The organism is Peribacillus suis (assembly GCF_059384845.1).
Genome location: NZ_CM182019.1, coordinates 35,993 through 57,499 on the forward strand (window position 1 = coordinate 35,993; position 21,507 = coordinate 57,499).

Consider the following 21,507-nt stretch of genomic DNA (forward strand, 5'->3'; position numbering starts at 1 on the left):
ACCTTGGAGGTACACCAATGAATCGTGGGATTTTTATAACAATGGAAGGGCCTGAGGGAGCAGGGAAAACAACAATCATTCACATGCTCGGGAACGCCCTCCAACAAGAAGGTTATCAAGTTTTGCTAACACGGGAACCAGGTGGCATCCCGATATCCGAACAAATAAGAGAAGTTATCTTGAATAAAGACAATACAGCAATGGATTCAAGAACGGAGGCTTTACTATATGCTGCTGCAAGGCGGCAGCATTTGGTGGAAAAAGTCATCCCTGCACTAGAAAAGGGGACCATCGTCCTCTGTGACCGATTCATTGATAGCTCTTTGGCCTATCAAGGCTATGCAAGGGGCTTAGATATAGAAGATGTATACAATATTAATAAATTTGCAATTGGTGACATGATGCCTGATGCGACGTTCTTTTTCGATATAAAACCTGAAGAGGGTTTAAGACGGATACAGTCAAACGGGGACCGTGAAGTGAATCGACTGGATTTGGAAGCTCTGGAGTTTCATGAAAAGGTATATGAGGGTTATCAGCTAACCATTAGCAGATGGAAGGATCGTTACGTTATCATTGATGCCGATCAATCAATCGAGGAAGTTTTCCAAGAAGCGAAGAATCAATTAATGATAGCTTTGAAGAAGAGATAACGGTACGCTAGGATTTCCATATTATTCAACTGCACCCTATTCCATGTAAGCACAAATTGTTATAATGGGAGTAAGGTAGTGAAAATTCATAGTAAGCGGAGGATGATGAGAATGAAAATGATCATTGCTGTCGTTCAAGATAAGGATAGCCATCGGCTGCTTAATGAATTAGTGGATCATAATTTCAGGACAACCAAGCTCGCCAGTACGGGTGGGTTTTTAAAATCAGGGAATACAACCTTTATGATTGGCACGGAGGATACACGTGTCGATCAGGCGATTGAGATAATCAAGCGGAGTTGTCAGTCGCGTTCTCAATTAGTCTCCCCGGTCTCACCAATGGGTGGCAATGCCGAATCGTATGTACCATATCCGGTGGAAATTCAAGTAGGCGGTGCAACCATATTTGTCCTGCCGGTTGAAAATTTTCTGCAATTTTAACGGCTAGATATATGGAGGTTCTTTATGAAAATCAACCATGACATACCTATTAATTTGGATAAAGCCCGGCAGGATAATAAACAAATGCAATCAGGTAATGGAAGGTTTCAACAACTGGTTCAAACACAGGACCAGAAGATGCAGGTTCAAACTTTGAATCGTTTAATCGGGGACATTGAAGGGGCAGGTCAGCGCCTAGTCCGATCCCGGACCTTTAGGGAACTAGCCAAATATAAGGCATTAGTGAAGCGGTTTGTGCGCGAAGCTGTTGAGTATGGTCTTGAACTGAAGCAGTCCACGAGCTGGAATCAATACGGACAGAGTCGACCATTGAAGACCGTGGAAACGATTGATGCGAAACTGATCGAGTTAAGCGAGGAAATTTTAAATAAAGAGAAGAGTTCGCTTGAGATATTAGAAATGATAGGCGAAATTAAAGGACTGCTGATTAATTTATATACGTAAGTGAGTGATGATGTTGGATAAAACATGGCAGGAAATGAGACAAATTCAGCCGCAGGTTATGACGATGTTGCAAAATAGCATCACGAAGAACAGAGTGGCTCATGCGTATATATTTGAAGGGGATACAGGTACAGGTAAGAAAGAGGTAAGCAAAACTTTTGCAAAAAGCTTACTATGCGAGAACCCGGTCGAAGGCTTTGAGCCATGCGGACAGTGTAAGAACTGCAAACGAATTTCTAGTGGAAACCATCCGGATATCCATTTGATTGAAAAAGATGGACTGTCCATTAAAAAGGAACAAATTAAGAGTCTTCAAGAGGAATTCTCAAAGAAAAGTGTGGAAGCCAATCGGAAAGTGTACATGATTACCGATGCGGATAAGATGTCAGTCGGGGCAGCGAACAGTCTCTTGAAGTTTTTAGAAGAACCTGTAGGAGATACGGTAGCCATACTGATGACCGAACAAGTTCAGCGCATTCTACCGACCATTTTGTCGAGGTGCCAATTGATCTCGTTTAAACCGTTATCACCGGAGAATGTCAAACGAAAGCTGATGGAACAGGACGTGGACCCACAGATGGCCGCTGTCGTCGCTCATTTAACACAGAATGTGGTAGACGGAATTGACATGAGTCATGATGAATGGTTTGTACAAGGCCAAAAAATAGTGGTAAAATTGTATGAAGTGTTAAAACAGAATTCCCTGAAGGCCTTATTGTTCCTTCAGACGGATTGGTTTTCGCACTTTAAAGATAGAGAACAGGTAGACAGAGGCCTTGATTTGTTACTTCTTATTTATAAGGATTTATTATATATTCAGTTGGACAAGAAGGACCTGATTGTATTTCAAAATAAACTGAAGGAATTTGAAACTCACGCTCTTCATCTTTCTCCGAGACGACTCGCTGAACATATGGAGTTTATTTTGGAAGCGAAAAGGAAGTTGATGTCCAACACAAATCCACAGCTGTTGATGGAACAGCTTGTGCTGAATTTGCAGGAGGGATCATGATTTGTATGATGTTGTAGGTGTCCGTTTTAAAAAAGCGGGCAAAATATACTACTTTGATCCGGGCGAATTCGCCATTCCCAAGGACGATTTTGTTATAGTGGAGACTGTCCGCGGTGTTGAATTCGGTAAGGTTGTTACAGCCCGTAAACAAGTAGATGAAAATGATGTTGTCCTGCCATTGAAAAAAGTACTTCGGGTTGCAGATGCGAAAGATAAGCTAATTGTTGAGGAAAACAAGTCTGCTGCAGAAGAAGCTTATTATATATGTTGTCAAAAGGTCGATGAGCATAAGCTGGATATGAAGCTCGTTGACGTGTCCTATACCTTTGATAGAAATAAGGTAGTGTTTTACTTTACTGCGGATGGTCGCGTGGATTTCCGTGATTTAGTCAAAGATTTAGCAGCCATATTCAGAACCAGGATTGAACTTCGACAGATTGGAGTCAGGGATGAGGCTAAAATGCTTGGTGGCATTGGACCATGTGGCAGAATGCTTTGTTGCTCGACATTTCTGGGAGACTTTGAACCTGTTTCCATTAAAATGGCGAAAGATCAGAATTTATCACTAAATCCTACAAAAATCTCAGGATTATGTGGTCGATTGATGTGCTGTCTGAAATATGAAAATGACGAGTATGAGAGTGCGAAGGAAATGCTTCCTGATTTAGGTGAGATGATTGATACGCCTGGTGGCAAAGGCAAGGTAGTGGGGCTTAATATTCTAGAACGCGTACTTCAGATTGAACTAATCGAGCAGGAAAGAGTATTAGAGTATACTTTAGATGAGATTCTAAAAGAGGGAGCCGTTTCTATTCAAGCCACAGATTATTAAGGTGGTGGGAGAGCGTGGATAAGAAAGATATTTTTGAGTCGGTTACCAATATGGAAGCCCAGATAGGCCAATTATATAAACAGCTTGGAGAATTGAAGGAGAATCTTGCGGAAATCCTCGAAGGAAATCAATCGCTCAAGTTAGAAAATGAGCACTTGCGTCATCGATTGGGCCTTGCGGATGCCGAGAGTGAACCCGTTTCTATAAAAGAGAAACAAAAGACGAAGAACCGTACTGAGAGTACGAATAAGGTTATGGATATAGGGGAAGGCTATGATAATCTAGCCCGTATCTATCAAGAAGGCTTCCATATTTGTAATCTGCATTTTGGCAGTTTACGTAAAGAAGGAGATTGCCTGTTCTGTTTATCTTTTTTAAACAAGAAGTGAAAATGGAATAATATAAAAGAATGTTCCATCTCTTTTACGTGATAGATAGACCGTTTACAATATATAGTGATTCGGGGTCTGACGCATACTATGAGTCAGGCCCTTTTTGTTACGAGTGAGGGTTAAAGTAAGGGCTTAATCCTGCTTTTTCTACATATATAGGAGGGTTAATAGCAATGGTAGAACTAAAAGGGGATGAACGGCTGGATTACCTGTTGGCGGAAGATTTACGGATCATCCAGAGTCCATCGGTGTTTTCTTTTTCATTAGATGCCGTTTTATTATCCAGGTTTGTAAGCGTACCGATCCAAAAGGGAAGGCTAGTGGATCTTTGTTCAGGCAATGGCGTCATACCCTTGTTGCTAAGCACAAGGACTAAAGGGTCCATTACGGGCATCGAAATCCAGGATCGCCTATATGACATGGCTCAAAGAACCATGGAGTATAACGGGGTTTCCTCGCAGATTGAAATGGTCCATGCTGATATAAAAGAAATCCCAAAGCAAATAGGATACAGTAAATATGATGTGGTAACGTGTAACCCACCGTACTTCCCGACTCCGTCCATTGAGGAAATCAATAAAAATGAACACTTTGCGATTGCCCGTCATGAAATCATGTGCACATTGGAAGACGTCATGCGTGTTTCAAGTCAGTTACTTCGTCAGGGTGGAAAAGCGGCATTCGTCCATAGACCTGGTCGTTTGATGGATATCCTACGACTGATGAGGGAGTATCGGATTGAACCGAAGAGGTTGCAATTCGTTTATCCAAAAAGTACAAAAGAGGCCAATACGATTCTCATTGAAGGAATCAAAGACGGAAACCCGGATTTGAAAATCCTACCTCCACTCGTTGTGTACAATGAACAGAATGAATATAATCCTGAAATCAGAAGGATTTTATATGGAGACGAATAGGCACTATTTCTACGTCTTAAAATGCAGCGATGATAGTTATTACGCGGGATACACCAATAATTTAGAACGAAGGATCAATATGCATAATCAGGGGAAAGGCGCTAAATATACGCGTGGACGGACCCCTGTGGAACTGATTTATCATGAAACGTTTGAAAACCAGACTTTGGCCATGAAGGCAGAATACCAGTTCAAGCAACTAACCAGAAAACAAAAAGAAAAGTGGATGGCAAAGGAGGAGACATAATCTATGTGGCAGCAAAAGAGTTTTGAAAAAGAGGGGTTGGAACCGGCTTTATATCTAGTCCCTACTCCTATAGGCAATCTTGAAGATATGAGTTTCCGCGCTCTTAGGATTTTAAAGGAAGCAGATGTCATAGCTGCCGAGGATACGCGAAATACAAAAAAACTATGTAATTACTTTGAGATTTCTACACCTATCGTCAGTTATCATGAGCATAATAAGGAAAACAGCGGACGGCAAATGCTTGAGCGACTTCGTTCAGGCCAAGTGATCGCTCTCGTCAGTGATGCCGGTTTACCAACGATTTCCGATCCAGGCTATGAACTTGTGAGGGAGGCAATTGCTGAACAGTTTAAGGTTATCCCCTTGCCAGGAGCCAATGCGGCATTAACGGCGTTGATTGCCTCAGGGCTTTCCCCTCAACCCTTTTATTTCTATGGTTTCCTAAAGCGGGGAGCAAAAGAAAAGAAACAAGAGTTGGAAAAGTTAAAAAAAATGGAAGCTACTTGGATTGTATATGAATCGCCTCACCGCTTAAAGGAAACCTTGAAACATATGCATGAAATCCTAGGAGACCGACAAATAGTCCTATGTCGTGAATTAACCAAGAAGTTTGAAGAGTTTATTCGCGGTACATTAAGTGAAGCAATGAATTGGGCGGCTGAAAATGAGGTGCGCGGTGAGTTCTGTTTGATAATAGAGGGTGCTCAAGAACAGGAAGAAGACCCAGAAGAAGCATGGTGGTCAGCTTTCGACATTGTTGGGCATGTCAACTATTATATTGAAACGAAGAAAATGCCTTCAAAGGATGCCATAAAGCAAGTTGCAAAAGATCGAAATATGCAAAAACGCGACGTATACCAGGCATTTCATATAGATGCCAACTAAATGGACAAAAAAAAACTTCCGATATTCGGAAGTTTTTTATCTATATTAGTTAGAAGTTGCAAAGTTTTGTTGAATTTCTTTAATTAACATTTCTGCACCTTCACGGCTAAGAATTAACTTACCATTAGCAAGTGTAAGATTGTTATCAGAAACTTCACCAGTTACTTGACAAGTCATGTTAGGTTTATATTTTTTTAAGATAATGCGCTCATCATCCACATAGATTTCTAAAGCATCTTTCTCAGCGATGCCTAATGTACGGCGAAGCTCGATTGGAATAACTACCCGGCCTAACTCATCAACTTTACGAACGATTCCTGTAGATTTCATTGAAAATTCCCCTCTCAAAATACAATTTAGTACCTTTTTCTATTTTTTTCGTCATTATTCGACAATTTTTTTTATAAATTTATAATACCAGCCATTCCCATATTCGTCAATGATTTATTTTCATTTTTCTGTAAGAGCTCATTATCGCTTTTTATAAAGGATACGAAAAGTAATAAAGCAAAAAAGCCTTAGTCCTAGCTTGTCTGCGGAACCATTTACTTCACCAAGATTCGACAAACTATGATAATGGAGCTCTATCTCTTCCCTATTATAAGAGTAATGTTATTTTAGTTTCAAATCAAAAATACGGAATATAGGATAATATTCCTGTAAAACGTCCAAATAGAATGGGAGATGTTGCGCAAAATATGAATAGTAAGGTATATTTTGTTGAGGTAAGAGGTAATGCTGAAAATAGGGTGAAGACAACCTTGCAAGCATTAAGCACTGATTAGAAATTCTTTGCCTTTCATTCGAATTTCAGGATGAAATGATTGTTGATTCTTGTCGCATAGAATGACAGATAGGGTTAAAATAGAGATAATAGTTTTACTGTGCTCTAATTGGCAGGGGCAAGTCCTTAGCCAGTTTTGCAAATGATGAGGAGGCAATAAAATGCAGGAAAAATCAAATACATTTTATATTACAACACCCATATATTATCCAAGTGGTAATTTACATATAGGGCATGCGTATACGACGGTGGCAGGAGATGCTATGGCTCGTTACAAAAGGATGCGTGGCTTTGACGTTATGTACTTAACGGGAACGGATGAACATGGTCAGAAAATCCAGCGCAAAGCAGCTGAACAGGGCATTACACCTAAACAGTATGTGGACAATATCGTGTCTGGAATAAAAGAGCTTTGGAATAAGCTTGATATATCTTATGATGACTTCATAAGGACGACAGAAGACCGCCATAAAGAGGTTGTGGCAAAAATATTCAAGAAGCTGCTGGATCAGGGCGACATATACTTGGATCAATATGAAGGATTATATTGTACACCATGTGAATCTTTCTTTACGGAACGCCAAGTCGAAGAAGGTAATGGGAAATGTCCAGATTGTGGCCGACCAGTCGAGAAGGTTAAGGAAGAGTCATATTTCTTCAAGATGAGTAAGTATGCTGACCGTTTATTGAAGTTCTATGAGGAAAACCCAGAGTTCATCCAGCCTGAATCAAGAAAAAATGAAATGATCAATAACTTTATCAAACCGGGATTAGAAGATTTGGCCGTTTCTCGTACAACTTTTGACTGGGGAATTAAAGTACCGGGAGATCCGAAGCATGTCATTTATGTCTGGATTGATGCGTTGACTAACTATATTACAGCTTTAGGGTATGGGACGGATGATGATTCTAAATACAGGAATTACTGGCCGGCGGACGTTCACCTAGTAGGGAAGGAAATCGTTCGTTTCCATACCATATACTGGCCGATCATGTTAATGGCTCTCGATATGCCGCTTCCGAAAAAGGTATTTGCCCACGGCTGGTTGCTTATGAAAGACGGCAAAATGTCGAAGTCAAAAGGGAACGTGGTCGATCCGGTTACATTGATTGATCGATACGGTTTGGATTCCTTACGGTATTACCTTCTTCGTGAAGTCCCATTCGGTTCTGACGGGGTATTTACTCCAGAGGGATTTGTAGAACGGGTTAACTTTGACTTAGCGAATGATCTAGGTAATTTATTGAACAGAACCGTAGCCATGGTCAATAAGTATTTCGACGGTGTGATTCCAAACTATCAAGGGTCGAATGGCGAATTTGAAACAAACTTGCTTGAAATGAATCAAGATACGGTACATAAATATGAAGAAGCCATGGAAAAAATGGAATTCTCCGTTGCCCTTACGTCCATTTGGCAGCTTGTGAGCAGGACCAATAAGTTCATCGATGAAACCCAACCGTGGATGTTGGCTAAAGATGAAGCCAAAAAAGGGGAACTTGCAAGTGTTATGGTCCATTTGGCTGAATCTTTACGCCGGACAGCCGTCCTATTGAAACCATTTTTAACGCAGGCACCGGAAAAAGTCTTTACTCAGCTAGGCATTCAGGATGAGAACCTGAAGACATGGGATAGTCTCAGCGAGTTTGGATTAATTCCTTCCGATACAAGAGTGTTAAAAGGGGACCCTATCTTCCCGCGTTTAGATATGGAAGAGGAAGTTCAATATATTAAAGAACAAATGCAGGGTGGCACGTCCAAAGAGGAAGAAAAGGAAGAAGTCGAAATTCCGGAAGTTGATGAAATCACAATCGATGATTTCACAAAGGTTGAGTTGCGTGTAGCGCAGGTAATGGAAGTCGAGCCCGTAAAAAAAGCCGACAAACTGCTTAAGCTACAGTTGGATCTTGGGTACGAGAAGCGGCAGGTCGTATCCGGGATTGCTCAGCACTACAAACCAGAAGAATTAGTAGGGAAAAAAGTGATATGCGTGACCAATCTTAAACCAGTGAAATTACGTGGGGAGCTTTCTCAAGGAATGATTTTGGCTGGCAGCCAAGATGGCGTCCTATCTGTTGCTACAATAGATGCTTCCATTCCTAATGGATCGAAAGTGAAATAACTCAAAAAAACATAAAAGTGTTTCATATGAAACACTTTTATGTTTTTTATTTATATGCCCCAGTGCAGCAGGCATCTACTGAGACCATTCTTTAGTCCCTGCCTTCAGGGAGGGACTATGTAATCTTTTTGTTACCTAATTGAGAAACATAAAACTCTCATTACGAAATAAAATAGTGCTAGAAAGGAAGAATAAACATGCTTTTCGATACACATGTACATGTAAATGCAGAGCAATTCAATGAAGATCTTGAAGAAGTCATAGAAAGAGCGCAGGAAGCGGGCGTAAAAAACATGGTTGTCGTCGGCTTTGACCGCCCTACCATCACTAGAGCAATGGAACTAGTGGAAATATATGAGTTTATGTTTGCGGCAATCGGTTGGCATCCTGTTGATGCAATAGATATGACGGAAGAAGATCTCCAGTGGATTGAAGAACTCTCCGCACATCCTAAGGTAGTTGCTATAGGGGAAATGGGCCTTGACTATCATTGGGACAAATCGCCGAAGGAAATTCAAAAGGAAGTTTTCAGAAAACAAATACGCCTAGCAAAAAAGGTAAAGTTGCCTATCATCATTCATAATCGTGAAGCAACCGCAGATATCGTGAGCATATTAAAGGAAGAAGGTGCTTCAGAAGTGGGAGGCATCATGCATTGCTTTAGTGGTAGTGCCGAAACAGCTTTGGAATGTATCGATATGAACTTTTATATTTCATTGGGGGGCCCCGTTACCTTCAAGAATGCGAAGAAACCAAAAGAAGTAGCAGCAGCTGTGCCATTGGATCGTCTATTAATTGAGACGGATTGTCCTTACCTAGCACCCCATCCCTTTAGAGGAAAGCGTAATGAACCATCCTATGTGAAACTCGTCGCCGAGCAAATTGCAGACATCAAGCAACTTTCCGTGGAAGAAGTATCCCAGGCGACAACGAGTAATGCCAAGAAATTATTCGGCATTAATTGACATCATTTTGGGTCACGTTCTCCCGGGATTTGCTATTTAGAAAGCATTTTTTGAAGTTTCTACAAATCTCTCTCCCAACATAGGTGTTTTATGTCGAGAAGTCACCCTTTCCTTTTCTATGAGGAATATGCATAATAGGTAATAATTTCCTGAATGAGAAGTGGATGGGTTGACAGCTCGATAAGTATGTCTATATAATCACCGGGAGGAAGGAGGAGTTTTTCATTCTATCAAAAACTATGAAAAACCTTATTTCCAGACTTGTAGGTAAGAAGCGAATAGCGGTTGCGATATGCACGGCAATTCTCGTCACTACGGCGCTGGGAATACTGATCCATAAAGGAACAATGCATACAGTCACAATCATGCTTGACGGGAAAAAAGAGGTAGTGCGGACACACGCGGCTACTGTAAATGATATGTTAAAAGATTTAGAGATTACGGTTCAAGCCGCAGATTATGTACATCCTTCTGTTGACAGTGAAGTAGCTGATGATCTAGAGGTAGTGTACAAGCAGGCTCGAAAAATTGTCATGGTACAAGATGGTGAGCAAGAGGAAGTCTGGTCAACCGCCGATACCGTAGAGGAATTTATCAAGGAGCAGGAGCTCGGAGTAGATGAGAAGGATAAAGTTACTCCTTCAAAAGACACGAAGCTTAAAGCAGATATGGAAGTTAGCATCGATAGAGCCTTTTCACTGAACTTGGTGGTAGGTGGAAAAGAAAAGCAGGTTTGGTCAACTTCGACTACGGTCGCTGACTTTTTAAAGCAACAAGGTGTCAAACTCAATGATTTAGATCGAGTTGAACCAGGATTAGTGGAAAAAGTTGAAGCAAAGAATACGGTAAACGTTATTCGAATTGAAAAAGTCACCGATGTAGTGGAAGAACCTGTCGATTATGCTGTCATTACTAAAAATGATGATTCTTTATTAAAAGGGAAAGAAAAGATCGAAAAAGAAGGAAAAAAGGGTATCACTTCCAAGGAATACGAAGTGATCAAAGAAAATGGAAAAGAAGTCAAAAGGAAATTGCTTTCTGAAAAAGTTGTGAATAAAAAGCAGGATAAGGTCGTAGCGGTCGGAACTAAGAAGCTTGAAACCCAAGAATCACCGAGAGCAACGAATGTGAATTCTACCAGCGGAAAAGAAATTTACGTCTCATCAACGGCCTATACAGCAAGTTGCCACGGCTGTTCAGGTGTTACTTCAACAGGAGTGGATCTGAAAAGTAATCCTAATGCCAAAATCATAGCAGTCGATCCAAGCGTGATTCCCATGGGCTCGAAGGTCTATGTCGAGGGTTATGGCTATGCTACTGCTGCCGATAAGGGCGGAGCGATTAAGGGAAACAGAATAGATGTATTCTTTTCATCGAAAAACGACGCTTATCGTTGGGGTGTAAAGAAAGTGAAAATCCGAGTACTGGATTAATAAGTTTTCTCTCGCAGGAGATAAATTGTCTCCTGCTTTTTTGACGTTTTATTTTACCATTTGTTGAAACCAACAGTATAAACCTGCTTTAATAAAAGAGACGATTCAATAAGTCATAAAATTTCAGTGTAAACTAAAAGTGAATCGAGTGATGGCGTGAGAAGCCATCCCGATGGAAAAGTCGTGGCAAGGTCTGTTTACATAGTAAGTCTTACGCTTTTCTGTATGGAGGAAAACATGAAAAAGATTAAAGAAATCATTGTTGTTGAAGGTAAAGATGATACAGTAGCGATAAAAAGGGCGGTCAATGCGGATACCATAGAAACGAACGGTTCTGCCGTGAATCAATCCTGTATAGATCAGGTAAGGTTGGCACAAGTCACACGTGGTGTTATCATTTTTACGGATCCGGATTTTCCAGGACAAAAAATCAGAAATATCATTTCAGAACAAGTAAAGGGCTGTAAACATGCCTTTTTAACGAAGAAAGAGGCGTTGCCTAAGTCAGGCAGGGGAATAGGCGTGGAGCACGCTTCACCTGAAGCGATTCGTAATGCCTTGAAAGACGCACAACTCATGGATGAGGAAGCCCAAGAGGAAATATCCCAGCAGGATTTAATAGATGCAGGTTTAATCGGTGGTGCGGGAGCTAGAGAGCGAAGAGAAAGACTTGGTTCCATCTTAAAGATCGGTTTTACAAATGGTAAGCAATTATACAAGCGATTAAAAATGTTTCAAATATCAACTGAGGCTTTTAGCGAAGCGATTGTACAGATAAATCAGGAGGAAAATCATGAATAAAGATATAGCAACCCCTGTCAGAACGAAAGACATCCTAAAGAAGTACGGATTTTCGTTTAAAAAGAGCCTAGGGCAAAATTTCCTAATCGATACGAATATCCTGAAGCGGATTGTCGAGCATGCGGAGTTGACAGAGGAAAGTGGAGCGATTGAAATTGGGCCAGGTATAGGGGCGCTGACTGAACAATTAGCGAAAAGCAGCAAAAAGGTCACAGCCTTTGAGATAGATCAGCGCTTACTTCCGATACTAGCCGATACACTGTCTCCATACGACAATGTGAAAATCATCCATGGGGATGTCTTGAAAGCGGATGTCAAGCAGGCCATCGAGGAAGAGTTCAAGGATATCAAGGATATAATGGTCGTAGCCAACCTTCCTTACTATGTTACTACTCCCATCATTTTGAAGCTTTTGTCAGAGGACTTACCGATTAGAGGCATCGTATGTATGTTGCAAAAGGAAGTCGCCGATCGAATCGCAGCTAAGCCAGGCACGAAGGAATATGGTTCTTTATCGATTGCCATTCAATATTATACGGAAGCAGAGACGGTTATGATCGTTCCAAAAACGGTGTTCATGCCGCAACCGAATGTCGATTCGGCTGTTATTCGCCTCACAAGACGGGTTACACCGATTGTCGAAGTACAAGATGAGGACTTTTTGTTCGTCGTGACCCGGGCGAGCTTTGCACAGCGCCGAAAAACGATATTAAATAACTTAACAAGTCAGTTGCCGGAAGGAAAAGCGAAAAAGGAATTGATTCTTGCTGCTCTTAAGGCCGTAGAAGTCGACCCGACTAGGCGAGGGGAAACATTGAGCATTGAGGAATTTGGACGCTTGAGTGATGCATTACTGCCGAATTTTAAATAACCATTACCAATCTAACGTCGGAAAGGGGTTCTATTCTCCCTCATCCGGCTTTTTTTTTGGATTAGAGCGGGTAGTGAACCGATTCCCGCATATGATATACCCCAATTTTCACTTTCACCATTCGTGGGGCGTTAGCATAACTTAAGAAAGAAAACAATCTAGGGTGGGCTTTAAAATAAGTCTTCTCATGGGGTGGAGCAATGAATGTTCAGATAAATGATATTGTCGGTCGGCTCTCTTATAAATGCGACGTACTATTTCGGGTAATTGATATCCGTGATAATTACGGCAAACGTGAAGCCGTTCTTTACGGGGAAGATATTCGGCTAATCGCAGATGCACCTTTTCAGGATTTGATGATCATAAACGATAATGAGCGAAGTGTCCGTCAAAAGTCCAATGAAGCACTCCAAGAACAATCCTACCGCCTATTAACGCAAGATTTAGAGCTTCAGCAGCAAAAAAGCGGATATCAATCAAGTAATGGGTACCGCTATAGCGGAGAATACTTTCAAATACCAGGCAGAGTGCTACATGTAGACGGGGATGCTTCCTATCTTCGAAAATGCCTGGACCTTTACCAGAAATTCGGCATACCGGTGAATGGCGTCTATTGTAACGAAAAAGAAATGCCCCAGAGAATTGGCAGCCTACTGGACCATTACCGTCCAGATATCCTTGTCGTCACGGGTCATGACGCCTATTCTAAATCAAATGGACCGATGTCCGATATCAACGCCTATCGCCACTCCAAGGATTTCGTGCAAACCGTCCGTGAGGCGAGAAAGAAGGTATCACATCTAGATCAACTAGTTATATTCGCTGGTGCTTGTCAATCCCACTTTGAATCGATCATTCAAGCAGGGGCTAATTATGCAAGTTCCCCTTCGCGCGTGAATATTCATGCGCTTGATCCCGTATATATTGTCGGTAAGGTAAGTTTCACGGCCTATATGGAGAATCTTCATGTTTGGGATGTTCTTCGCAATACGTTAACAGGCGAAAAAGGATTGGGCGGGATTGAAACAAAAGGCATGCTTCGAACAGGACTCCCCTTTAAACCTTTCCAGGAAGAATGATGAGCTGCATTTTGAAAGAATGCAGCTTAATTTATTGCTTGAAATTTCGGATATCAATAATTCTGACAGGATTTTTTTAATCGAAAAAGGGAGCAGAGGACTCAGTAGCGAAAATTTTTCCTTTTTGATAATGAATAGTTCGCTTACATATATTTTCAATTACTAGGAGATAATAAAAATGTTAACGATTTTTGCGGAATTAAGTTAAAAATATATTGACTACATTTTTAACTGCTGATATAATTTATTATTTTGTTTGTGTATATTAACAATTTGTGATATACTATAATTAGTGAGGTGGACCGAAAATGCCAAAAACTCTAGCTGATATTAAAACTGCACTTGATTCAAACCTAGGTAAAAGATTGCTTTTGAAAGCAAACGGTGGAAGAAGAAAGACTGTAGAACGTTTTGGAATTTTGGCGGAAACTTATCCGGCTGTTTTTGTAATTGAACTCGACCAAGATGAAAATGCGTTTGAAAGAGTATCTTACAGCTATGCGGATGTATTAACGGAAGCCGTGGAACTAACCTTTTTAAACAAACAACAAGAGATTTAACTTAGAGGAAGTAGCAGACAATATGTTTGCTACTTTTTGATTTGTCCAAAATCCAGGTGTGACCAGTTCAGGGTGGAATAAGTAAGCATGAAATAGCGTATGTAACAAACAATAGGCATGTGACAGCATGTGAAAGGGGTTGTTTCGCTTGAGTAGAAAAAAAGGGATTATGTCCGAGGACTTTAAAGAGGAATTGGCAAAAGAACTTGGATTTTACGATGTTGTCCAAAAAGAGGGTTGGGGCGGAATCCGAGCCCGCGACGCAGGAAACATGGTAAAACTTGCAATCGAAAAAGCACAACGTCAAATGGTGGATAAAGAATAGAATCTCACTAAAATGAATCATGCTGTCCTTACGAAATGGGCCAGGCTCTTTCTTCAATGTATAGCGATATCCTTTTATGCTTACATTGTAGATACAGGAGTCTGGCCTTTTATTATAAAGAAACATAAGCGAATAACGGGCACTAAGTTGCATGGCAAGTCCTTCAAGAAGGAGCAACGGCCCCCTCTCCCCGCAGTCCTTTTCTCCCCTCTAAGGTATTCTCCACTTCAATACATTGTAAATACGATGAAAAAACCTTTAGAATAGAAACAAATATGATAGAATAGGACAAGAACTTTTAAGAACGTTAAAGTAGGTGGACATATTGAAGCTTATGGAAAAAGCCCCGGCTAAAATTAATTTAGCTTTGGATGTGCTTTTCAAACGGCCTGATGGGTATCACGAGGTGGAGATGATCATGACGACAGTCGATCTTGCCGATAGAATAGAGCTAAAAGAAATAAAAGGGAACCACATTCAAATTCTATCTCATAATCGATTCGTTCCGGATGATCATCGGAACTTGGCGTATCAAGCTGCATTCATTTTAAAGGAACGTTATGGAATTAATAAAGGTGTTTCTATTACAATAGAGAAAAATATTCCTGTAGCAGCCGGACTTGCAGGTGGAAGCAGTGATGCCGCTGCTACATTAAGAGGATTAAATAGACTGTGGAAGTTAGGACTTTCCATGGATGAACTTGCTGAAATAGGGGCAGAAATCGGTTCTGATGTTTCGTTTTGTGTGTATGGAGGGACGGCTTTGGCTACAGGACGTGGGGAAAAAATCATGCATCTTCCTACACCGCCCAAATGCTGGGTTATTTTAGCCAAACCGACTATTGGCGTATCTACCGCTGATATATATAAACGATTGCAGGTTGCCAAAATGGATCATCCTGATATTCCCGGTATGATTTCGGCCATAAGGGATAATAGTTATGAACGTGTATGCGACGGTCTGGGAAATGTACTGGAGCAGGTTACATTGCAATTGTATCCAGAGGTGGCCAACATTAAAGACCAAATGAAGACGTTCGGCGCAGATGCTGTCTTGATGAGTGGAAGCGGACCGACAGTCTTTGGACTAGTGGAACATGACTCCCGTATGCAAAGGATCTATAACGGACTACGAGGATTTTGTGATCAAGTCTATGCTGTCCGCATGTTAGGTGACCGTAGCGACCTTGAATAAATGCGGACAATGATGGTATAGTTGCATTATAATATTCGGAAATGACAGAGGGTGTGTTACAAATGAAATTTCGTCGCAGCGAGAGGCTAGTCGATATGACCAATTATTTATTAGAACATCCAGGGGAACTCGTTTCACTGACCTATTTTGCTGAGAGGTACAGTTCTGCCAAGTCTTCAATAAGTGAGGATTTGACGATCATCAAGGATACCTTTGAGCAAAGAGGAATAGGTTCTTTGACGACCGTACCGGGTGCCGCGGGTGGCGTAAAGTATATCGTTTCCATTAAACGGGAGGAAGCTGATACCTTTATAGATGAGCTTTGCGAAACAATCGCTAGTCCTGAAAGACTATTACCGGGCGGCTATCTATATATGACCGATATCTTAGGTCACCCGCAAACTGTGAATAAGGTCGGCCGGATCATCGCTTCCATGTATGCCAAGAAAAATGTCTCGGTTATAATGACGATGGCTACTAAAGGAATATCATTAGCATACGCGGTGGCGAACTATTTGAATGTTCCCGTCGTCATAGTAAGAAGGAATAATAAGGTGACAGAAGGCTCTACCGTTAGTATCAACTATGTCTCTGGCTCGTCTAAAAGAATCCAGACAATGGTCCTTTCAAAGAGAAGCTTGGTTGAGGGATCGAATGTGCTGATTGTGGATGATTTCATGAAGGCAGGAGGGACAATCAACGGGATGGTAAGCCTTCTGGATGAATTTAAGGCGACTGTTGCCGGGATTGCTGTCCTCGTAGAGTCCGAACATACGGAAGAGTGTCTCGTGGAGGATTATGTGTCATTAATCAAGCTGACGCAGGTTGTTGAAAGAGATAAAAAGATAAACGTTAGTCGTGGAAACTATTTTACTAAAAGGGATTAAGGGGGATTTTTCATGAAAAAAGTACACACGAATGAAGCACCAGCAGCAATCGGTCCATATTCACAGGGTATCATTGTGGAAAGTTTATTCTATAGTTCGGGTCAAATTCCTCTTACTGCTTCCGGGGAAATGGTGAATGGAGACGTAAAAGAACAGACGCATCAGGTATTTAGGAATCTTCAGGCTGTATTGAAAGAGGCAGGTGCTACTTTAGACACAGTCATTAAAACGACGGTATTCATTAAAAGCATGGATGACTTCAGTTCGATTAATGAGGTATATGGAGAGTATTTTTCTACACATAAACCGGCGCGGTCTTGCGTAGAGGTCGCACGTTTGCCTAAGGATGCTCTTGTGGAAATAGAAGTGATTGCGCTCGTTAAATAAACGGGCTCTTTTTTTTGCCTTTTCTAGGGGGATTGTAGTGGGTAATTTTCCAGTATTTTTAGGATGTTTTTAATATTTTTTCAAAACTAGGCTTAATTTTCTAAAAAACTTACAGATAATAGAAGGATTTCCCGTTTATTTGTTGAATATGTACTTTAAGATTTAACAACTAAAAGGGATGGTGAGCTTAAATGGAAGTTACTGACGTAAGATTACGCCGTGTGAATACGGATGGTCGTATGAGAGCAATCGCATCAATTACACTCGATAATGAATTTGTGGTTCATGATATTCGAGTAATTGACGGAAATAATGGTTTATTTGTGGCTATGCCAAGTAAACGTACTCCAGATGGGGAATTCCGTGATATTGCGCATCCGATTAATTCTTCCACACGCGGGAAAATTCAAGAAGCTGTCTTGACAGAATATCATCGTTTAGGAGAACTTGAAACCGAATTAGAGGAAGCAGGAGCAGGAGCTTCTTAAGTGTTTTACATGGTCCATTATAAATAAGTGCAACCAGAGCCTACTTCTTAAGTAGTGCTCTTTTTTATTTTTATGACTTGTAAATATTGAATCTAGAAAAGTAACTGGTACTATCTTCAAAATTACAAATACCCCTTTTGTTTTATGTATAAACATTTTTTTTAGTAAATTTTATTTTTTATAAGAAAAATAATTACTTACCATTAAAGTAAAAATTGATCAATTGTGATTGATGGTCATTACAAGGGCATTCGCCGCATTGAAAGCATTACTTTTACATAGGGAAATATGGAATGGAATCACTGTATAAACGCGGGTGTTATAGCATTTCAGGGAATGGACCTGCTACTTGATAGTCGCTTTTCACGTACATGGGTGAGGGAAATGCAGCTCATTTTGCAAAGGGGATTATAATGAATGGGGGAATTTTAATTAGTTTTTATTCCCATATTAAGGTCAAAGGTCTGATGGACAGAGGTTAACATTATCATCTACTTTCAAATGTTACCTTGAAAAGAATCCTTATTTAAGATAATATTTTTAATGGATAAAAAGGTGAAAATGGAGGCCTGTTATGAGTAATCGCTATGCAATAATTTTGGCCGCTGGGCAAGGCACTAGGATGAAATCTAAGCTTTACAAGGTTTTACACCCTGTTTGCGGAAAACCAATGGTACAACATGTTATCGATCAAGTCAATCAACTTCAAATAGAAGATATTGTAACAGTTATTGGGCATGGAGCAGAAAAAGTACAAGAACAACTTGGGGATTCATGCAAGTACGCCTTGCAAGAGCAACAATTAGGTACGGCACATGCTGTTATGCAGGCGGAAAGCGTATTAGCAGGTAAAAGTGGAATAACACTTGTTATTTGTGGGGATACGCCCTTAATCAAAGCAGAAACGATGGAAGCGCTTATCGCTTTGCATGAAAAAAGCCAGGCGAAGGCAACCATTCTGACAGCGTATGCAGATCAGCCAGATGGATATGGCAGAGTCTTACGTAGTGAAAATGGACTTGTCGAAAAAATTGTCGAGCATAAGGATGCTTCTGTTGAAGAACGATATGTTAAGGAAATTAATACGGGAACATATTGTTTCGACAATCAGGCCTTATTTAGCGCACTTAAAAAAGTTTCAAATGAAAATGTCCAAGGTGAATACTATTTACCGGATGTTATTGAAATCTTAAAACAAGCAGGCGAAACAGTTACGGCCTTTCAATCAAGTAACTTCGACGAAACTTTAGGTGTAAACGACCGCGTCGCTTTATCACAGGCGGAACAAATATTACGGAAACGCATCAATGAGTTGCACATGAGAAATGGCGTCACAATCGTTGATCCGCTTACGACGTATATTGAATCCGATGTGAAAATTGGCCAGGATTCAATCATTTATCCTGGTACAATGATTAAAGGGCGAAGTGTTATCGGAACAGATTGCCAGGTTGGCCCACAATCGGAAATCATAAATTGTGTAATCGGGAATGGAACGGAAATTCGCCAATCGGTTGCACAGGATAGCCAAATTGGTAACTCTGTGAAAGTCGGCCCGTTTGCGCATATCAGACCGGAATCGGATATACAAGATTCTGTGAAAATCGGAAATTTTGTCGAAATTAAAAAGTCCGTATTCGGAAAAGGAAGCAAAGCCTCTCATTTGAGTTATATAGGGGATGCTGAGGTTGGAGAGAATGTTAATATAGGCTGTGGATCTATTACCGTGAATTATGACGGTAAAAACAAATATTTGACGAAAATTGAAGACGATGTCTTTATTGGCTGCAATTCAAATCTCGTTGCGCCTGTAACGATTGCAAAAGGAGCATATGTTGCTGCGGGGTCAACAATCACCAAGGATGTACCGCAGGAAGCTCTGTCAGTTGCCCGGGCACGTCAAGTTAACAAAGAAGATTATGTGAAAAAATTAAAATTCAATAACTAACCCACGGAGGTCATCATGTCAAATCAGTATTTAGATCCTAATTTAAAAGTATTCTCTTTGAATTCAAACTTTGGTTTAGCCCAAGAAATTGCCGCAACAATTGGCGTTGAACTTGGAAAATGTACCGTAACGAGTTTCAGTGATGGTGAAGTTCAAATTAACATAGAAGAAAGTATTCGTGGGTGTGACGTTTATGTCATTCAATCAACGAGCCAGCCTGTAAATGAGAACTTGATGGAACTTTTAATCATGATTGATGCTTTAAAACGTGCTTCGGCAAAAACGATTAACATCGTTATGCCTTATTATGGATATGCACGCCAAGATCGTAAAGCACGCGCACGTGAGCCGATCACAGCTAAGCTAGTAGCAAATCTATTAGAAACAGCTGGCGCACACCGAGTTATTACATTAGATCTTCACGCACCGCAAATTCAAGGTTTCTTCGATATTTTAATTGATCACCTAGTAGCGGTTCCAATCTTGTCTGACTTCTTCAAAGAAAAAAATCTTGAAGATATCGTCATTGTTTCTCCTGACCATGGTGGTGTGACACGTGCCCGTAAAATGGCGGATCGTTTAAAAGCACCGATTGCTATTATCGATAAACGCCGTCCAAGACCAAATGTGGCTGAAGTAATGAACATCATCGGTAACATAGAAGGAAAAACAGCTATTCTGATTGATGACATCATCGATACAGCAGGAACCATTACACTTGCAGCGAATGCCCTTGTAGAGCATGGAGCTAAAGAAGTGTATGCATGTTGTACTCACCCGGTCCTTTCAGGTCCAGCTATTGAGCGCATTCAAAATTCATCAATCAAAGAATTAGTCATCACAAACTCAATTGTCCTTTCTGAAGAAAAGAAAATTGATAAAATTGTTGAATTGTCTGTGGCTCCATTGATTGCTGAGGCGATCATTCGTGTGCATGAAGAACAATCTGTTAGTACATTGTTCGATTGATAGTCAGTTTTAAAAAACATGGTGGGCCTTATGGTCCGCCATTTTTTTATTCTCTGGTTTTTAAAAAAGTTCTCCCTACTCCCCCTTATTCTTTCTTGGAGTCGTATTTCTAGCGTGCCAATATATGTTTAATCTTTCTCTGATAAGGGAAGATTTAAATATATAGTGAAACTGTAATATTTTATATTCAGGAAGGCGGAGGATGTATGAGTAATCTATTAGTAGCTAAAGAACGTAAGGGGACTAAACATTCTAATTTAAAGGACTTAAGGGAAAGCGGAGAAATTCCGGCCGTCGTATATGGGAATAAAAATGGCAGCACAGCCATTTCAGTCAACAACGCGGATTTCCAAAAAACAATAAAAGAAGTGGGCCGTAACGGAATTATTTCGTTAGATTTAGAAGGAACTAAACATCAGGTCATGCTTTCTGATTATCAGAAGGATCCGTTGAAAAACCATGTATTTCATGCCGATTTCTTAATCGTGGACATGAAAGCAGAACTACAAGCACAGGTACGCATCAATCTCGTAGGTACATCCAAAGGGGTTAAAGATGGTGGCGTCCTACAGCAGTCACTACATGAGGTAACTGTTTCAGCTAGACCTGATGATATCCCGGAATCAATCGACGTTGATGTCACAGAGCTTCAAGTAGGTGAAACAATCTACATATCTGACGTCCAATCAAACCAAAAAGTCACAATTGAAAACAGTGGGGAAGAAGTCATTGCTTCTGTATTACCACCTCGTCAAGAAGAGGAAATTAGTACAGGTGAACAGCAAGATGGTGGAATCCCAGAAAATGAGGAAGGCAGGGAGACTAAGCCTTCACCAGAGTCATGATGC

General features: G+C 40.7%; 25 protein-coding genes. 24 read left to right on the plus strand and 1 reads right to left on the minus strand.

Annotated elements, in window-relative coordinates; translation table 11 throughout:
* Positions 1-17: 17 nt before the first annotated feature.
* From tmk to rsmI, 9 genes are all read left to right on the plus strand, one after another.
* On the plus strand, positions 18-653 hold the full coding sequence (tmk, locus tag AC503W_RS00180; protein ID WP_402991803.1) for a dTMP kinase: 636 nt from the start codon (positions 18-20) through the stop codon (positions 651-653).
* 111 nt (positions 654-764) lie between these two features.
* The gene (gene darA / locus AC503W_RS00185) at positions 765-1,094 is read left to right on the plus strand and encodes a cyclic di-AMP receptor DarA (RefSeq protein WP_402875870.1); all 330 of its coding nucleotides are present in this window, start codon (positions 765-767) and stop codon (positions 1,092-1,094) included.
* Positions 1,095-1,118: 24 nt separating this feature from the next.
* Positions 1,119-1,559 carry a YaaR family protein gene (locus AC503W_RS00190; RefSeq protein ID WP_402875872.1) on the plus strand — a complete coding sequence of 147 codons (441 nt, stop codon included), beginning with the start codon at positions 1,119-1,121 and terminating at the stop codon, positions 1,557-1,559.
* A 13-nt stretch (positions 1,560-1,572) separates the two neighbouring features.
* The gene (gene holB / locus AC503W_RS00195) at positions 1,573-2,571 is read left to right on the plus strand and encodes a DNA polymerase III subunit delta' (RefSeq protein ID WP_402875874.1); all 999 of its coding nucleotides are present in this window, start codon (positions 1,573-1,575) and stop codon (positions 2,569-2,571) included.
* 1 nt (position 2,572) lies between these two features.
* Complete coding sequence (gene ricT / locus AC503W_RS00200; protein ID WP_402875876.1) at positions 2,573-3,403, plus strand: competence/sporulation regulator complex protein RicT; 831 nt, start codon at positions 2,573-2,575, stop codon at positions 3,401-3,403.
* 14 nt (positions 3,404-3,417) lie between these two features.
* On the plus strand, positions 3,418-3,792 hold the full coding sequence (gene yabA, locus AC503W_RS00205) for a DNA replication initiation control protein YabA (RefSeq protein WP_402875877.1): 375 nt from the start codon (positions 3,418-3,420) through the stop codon (positions 3,790-3,792).
* A gap of 176 nt (positions 3,793-3,968) precedes the next feature.
* On the plus strand, positions 3,969-4,712 hold the full coding sequence (locus tag AC503W_RS00210; RefSeq protein WP_407407072.1) for a tRNA1(Val) (adenine(37)-N6)-methyltransferase: 744 nt from the start codon (positions 3,969-3,971) through the stop codon (positions 4,710-4,712).
* Positions 4,699-4,959 (plus strand): GIY-YIG nuclease family protein, encoded by a 261-nt coding sequence (locus tag AC503W_RS00215; protein ID WP_402875881.1) that lies wholly within the window; start codon positions 4,699-4,701, stop codon positions 4,957-4,959. The genes AC503W_RS00210 and AC503W_RS00215 overlap by 14 nt, the downstream gene beginning before the upstream one ends.
* A gap of 3 nt (positions 4,960-4,962) precedes the next feature.
* Entirely contained in the window at positions 4,963-5,844 is an 882-nt protein-coding gene (gene rsmI / locus AC503W_RS00220) for a 16S rRNA (cytidine(1402)-2'-O)-methyltransferase (protein ID WP_402959594.1), read from the plus strand.
* Between the two features lie 45 nt (positions 5,845-5,889).
* Here rsmI and abrB read toward each other — a convergent pair whose 3' ends face one another.
* Positions 5,890-6,174, minus strand: coding sequence for a transition state genes transcriptional regulator AbrB (abrB, locus tag AC503W_RS00225; RefSeq protein ID WP_402875885.1), 285 nt, complete (start codon positions 6,172-6,174; stop codon positions 5,890-5,892).
* Positions 6,175-6,789: 615 nt separating this feature from the next.
* On the opposite strand from abrB, the gene metG reads away from it, so the two are divergent.
* From metG to AC503W_RS00300, 15 genes are all read left to right on the plus strand, one after another.
* Positions 6,790-8,751: a methionine--tRNA ligase gene (gene metG, locus AC503W_RS00230; RefSeq protein ID WP_402875886.1), complete on the plus strand. Its 1,962-nt coding sequence runs from the start codon at positions 6,790-6,792 to the stop codon at positions 8,749-8,751.
* A 197-nt stretch (positions 8,752-8,948) separates the two neighbouring features.
* Positions 8,949-9,716, plus strand: a complete 768-nt coding sequence (locus AC503W_RS00235; RefSeq protein ID WP_494915659.1) for a TatD family hydrolase — start codon at positions 8,949-8,951, stop codon at positions 9,714-9,716.
* A 347-nt stretch (positions 9,717-10,063) separates the two neighbouring features.
* Positions 10,064-11,149, plus strand: a complete 1,086-nt coding sequence (locus AC503W_RS00240; protein ID WP_402959599.1) for a ubiquitin-like domain-containing protein — start codon at positions 10,064-10,066, stop codon at positions 11,147-11,149.
* A gap of 237 nt (positions 11,150-11,386) precedes the next feature.
* A complete protein-coding gene (rnmV, locus tag AC503W_RS00245; RefSeq protein WP_402875892.1) occupies positions 11,387-11,950 on the plus strand; it encodes a ribonuclease M5 in 564 nt (187 codons plus the stop codon).
* On the plus strand, positions 11,943-12,821 hold the full coding sequence (rsmA, locus tag AC503W_RS00250; RefSeq protein WP_402875893.1) for a 16S rRNA (adenine(1518)-N(6)/adenine(1519)-N(6))-dimethyltransferase RsmA: 879 nt from the start codon (positions 11,943-11,945) through the stop codon (positions 12,819-12,821). Before rnmV ends, rsmA begins: the two co-directional genes overlap by 8 nt.
* A 200-nt stretch (positions 12,822-13,021) precedes the next feature.
* Positions 13,022-13,900, plus strand: coding sequence for a sporulation peptidase YabG (yabG, locus tag AC503W_RS00255; protein WP_402875895.1), 879 nt, complete (start codon positions 13,022-13,024; stop codon positions 13,898-13,900).
* Positions 13,901-14,208: 308 nt separating this feature from the next.
* On the plus strand, positions 14,209-14,460 hold the full coding sequence (gene veg / locus AC503W_RS00260; protein WP_402875897.1) for a biofilm formation stimulator Veg: 252 nt from the start codon (positions 14,209-14,211) through the stop codon (positions 14,458-14,460).
* A gap of 148 nt (positions 14,461-14,608) precedes the next feature.
* Entirely contained in the window at positions 14,609-14,785 is a 177-nt protein-coding gene (locus AC503W_RS00265) for a small, acid-soluble spore protein, alpha/beta type (protein WP_402875898.1), read from the plus strand.
* A gap of 325 nt (positions 14,786-15,110) precedes the next feature.
* On the plus strand, positions 15,111-15,980 hold the full coding sequence (gene ispE / locus AC503W_RS00270) for a 4-(cytidine 5'-diphospho)-2-C-methyl-D-erythritol kinase (RefSeq protein ID WP_402875900.1): 870 nt from the start codon (positions 15,111-15,113) through the stop codon (positions 15,978-15,980).
* 62 nt (positions 15,981-16,042) lie between these two features.
* The gene (purR, locus tag AC503W_RS00275) at positions 16,043-16,867 is read left to right on the plus strand and encodes a pur operon repressor (RefSeq protein ID WP_402875902.1); all 825 of its coding nucleotides are present in this window, start codon (positions 16,043-16,045) and stop codon (positions 16,865-16,867) included.
* 12 nt (positions 16,868-16,879) lie between these two features.
* Positions 16,880-17,254: a RidA family protein gene (locus tag AC503W_RS00280; protein ID WP_402875903.1), complete on the plus strand. Its 375-nt coding sequence runs from the start codon at positions 16,880-16,882 to the stop codon at positions 17,252-17,254.
* 191 nt (positions 17,255-17,445) lie between these two features.
* The gene (gene spoVG, locus AC503W_RS00285) at positions 17,446-17,742 is read left to right on the plus strand and encodes a septation regulator SpoVG (RefSeq protein ID WP_034316332.1); all 297 of its coding nucleotides are present in this window, start codon (positions 17,446-17,448) and stop codon (positions 17,740-17,742) included.
* A gap of 574 nt (positions 17,743-18,316) precedes the next feature.
* Positions 18,317-19,690 (plus strand): bifunctional UDP-N-acetylglucosamine diphosphorylase/glucosamine-1-phosphate N-acetyltransferase GlmU, encoded by a 1,374-nt coding sequence (gene glmU, locus AC503W_RS00290; protein ID WP_402875905.1) that lies wholly within the window; start codon positions 18,317-18,319, stop codon positions 19,688-19,690.
* A gap of 15 nt (positions 19,691-19,705) precedes the next feature.
* Positions 19,706-20,659, plus strand: coding sequence for a ribose-phosphate diphosphokinase (locus AC503W_RS00295; RefSeq protein ID WP_402875907.1), 954 nt, complete (start codon positions 19,706-19,708; stop codon positions 20,657-20,659).
* Positions 20,660-20,865: 206 nt separating this feature from the next.
* Positions 20,866-21,504, plus strand: a complete 639-nt coding sequence (locus AC503W_RS00300) for a 50S ribosomal protein L25/general stress protein Ctc (RefSeq protein ID WP_402875909.1) — start codon at positions 20,866-20,868, stop codon at positions 21,502-21,504.
* Positions 21,505-21,507 lie beyond the last annotated feature (3 nt).

What these genes read in the sequence shown, in the direction of transcription:
- glmU (WP_402875905.1), top strand. Translation starts at nt 18,317, where the DNA reads ATGAGTAATCGCTATGCAATAATTTTGGCCGCTGGGCAAGGCACTAGG.
- spoVG (WP_034316332.1), top strand. Translation starts at nt 17,446, where the DNA reads ATGGAAGTTACTGACGTAAGATTACGCCGTGTGAATACGGATGGTCGT.
- AC503W_RS00235 (WP_494915659.1), top strand. Translation starts at nt 8,949, where the DNA reads ATGCTTTTCGATACACATGTACATGTAAATGCAGAGCAATTCAATGAA.
- AC503W_RS00280 (WP_402875903.1), top strand. Translation starts at nt 16,880, where the DNA reads ATGAAAAAAGTACACACGAATGAAGCACCAGCAGCAATCGGTCCATAT.
- metG (WP_402875886.1), top strand. Translation starts at nt 6,790, where the DNA reads ATGCAGGAAAAATCAAATACATTTTATATTACAACACCCATATATTAT.
- rnmV (WP_402875892.1), top strand. Translation starts at nt 11,387, where the DNA reads ATGAAAAAGATTAAAGAAATCATTGTTGTTGAAGGTAAAGATGATACA.
- veg (WP_402875897.1), top strand. Translation starts at nt 14,209, where the DNA reads ATGCCAAAAACTCTAGCTGATATTAAAACTGCACTTGATTCAAACCTA.
- AC503W_RS00190 (WP_402875872.1), top strand. Translation starts at nt 1,119, where the DNA reads ATGAAAATCAACCATGACATACCTATTAATTTGGATAAAGCCCGGCAG.
- abrB (WP_402875885.1), bottom strand. Translation starts at nt 6,174, where the DNA reads ATGAAATCTACAGGAATCGTTCGTAAAGTTGATGAGTTAGGCCGGGTA.
- AC503W_RS00210 (WP_407407072.1), top strand. Translation starts at nt 3,969, where the DNA reads ATGGTAGAACTAAAAGGGGATGAACGGCTGGATTACCTGTTGGCGGAA.
- yabG (WP_402875895.1), top strand. Translation starts at nt 13,022, where the DNA reads ATGAATGTTCAGATAAATGATATTGTCGGTCGGCTCTCTTATAAATGC.
- AC503W_RS00240 (WP_402959599.1), top strand. Translation starts at nt 10,064, where the DNA reads ATGCATACAGTCACAATCATGCTTGACGGGAAAAAAGAGGTAGTGCGG.
- purR (WP_402875902.1), top strand. Translation starts at nt 16,043, where the DNA reads ATGAAATTTCGTCGCAGCGAGAGGCTAGTCGATATGACCAATTATTTA.
- darA (WP_402875870.1), top strand. Translation starts at nt 765, where the DNA reads ATGAAAATGATCATTGCTGTCGTTCAAGATAAGGATAGCCATCGGCTG.
- AC503W_RS00300 (WP_402875909.1), top strand. Translation starts at nt 20,866, where the DNA reads ATGAGTAATCTATTAGTAGCTAAAGAACGTAAGGGGACTAAACATTCT.
- AC503W_RS00215 (WP_402875881.1), top strand. Translation starts at nt 4,699, where the DNA reads ATGGAGACGAATAGGCACTATTTCTACGTCTTAAAATGCAGCGATGAT.
- AC503W_RS00295 (WP_402875907.1), top strand. Translation starts at nt 19,706, where the DNA reads ATGTCAAATCAGTATTTAGATCCTAATTTAAAAGTATTCTCTTTGAAT.
- rsmI (WP_402959594.1), top strand. Translation starts at nt 4,963, where the DNA reads ATGTGGCAGCAAAAGAGTTTTGAAAAAGAGGGGTTGGAACCGGCTTTA.
- rsmA (WP_402875893.1), top strand. Translation starts at nt 11,943, where the DNA reads ATGAATAAAGATATAGCAACCCCTGTCAGAACGAAAGACATCCTAAAG.
- tmk (WP_402991803.1), top strand. Translation starts at nt 18, where the DNA reads ATGAATCGTGGGATTTTTATAACAATGGAAGGGCCTGAGGGAGCAGGG.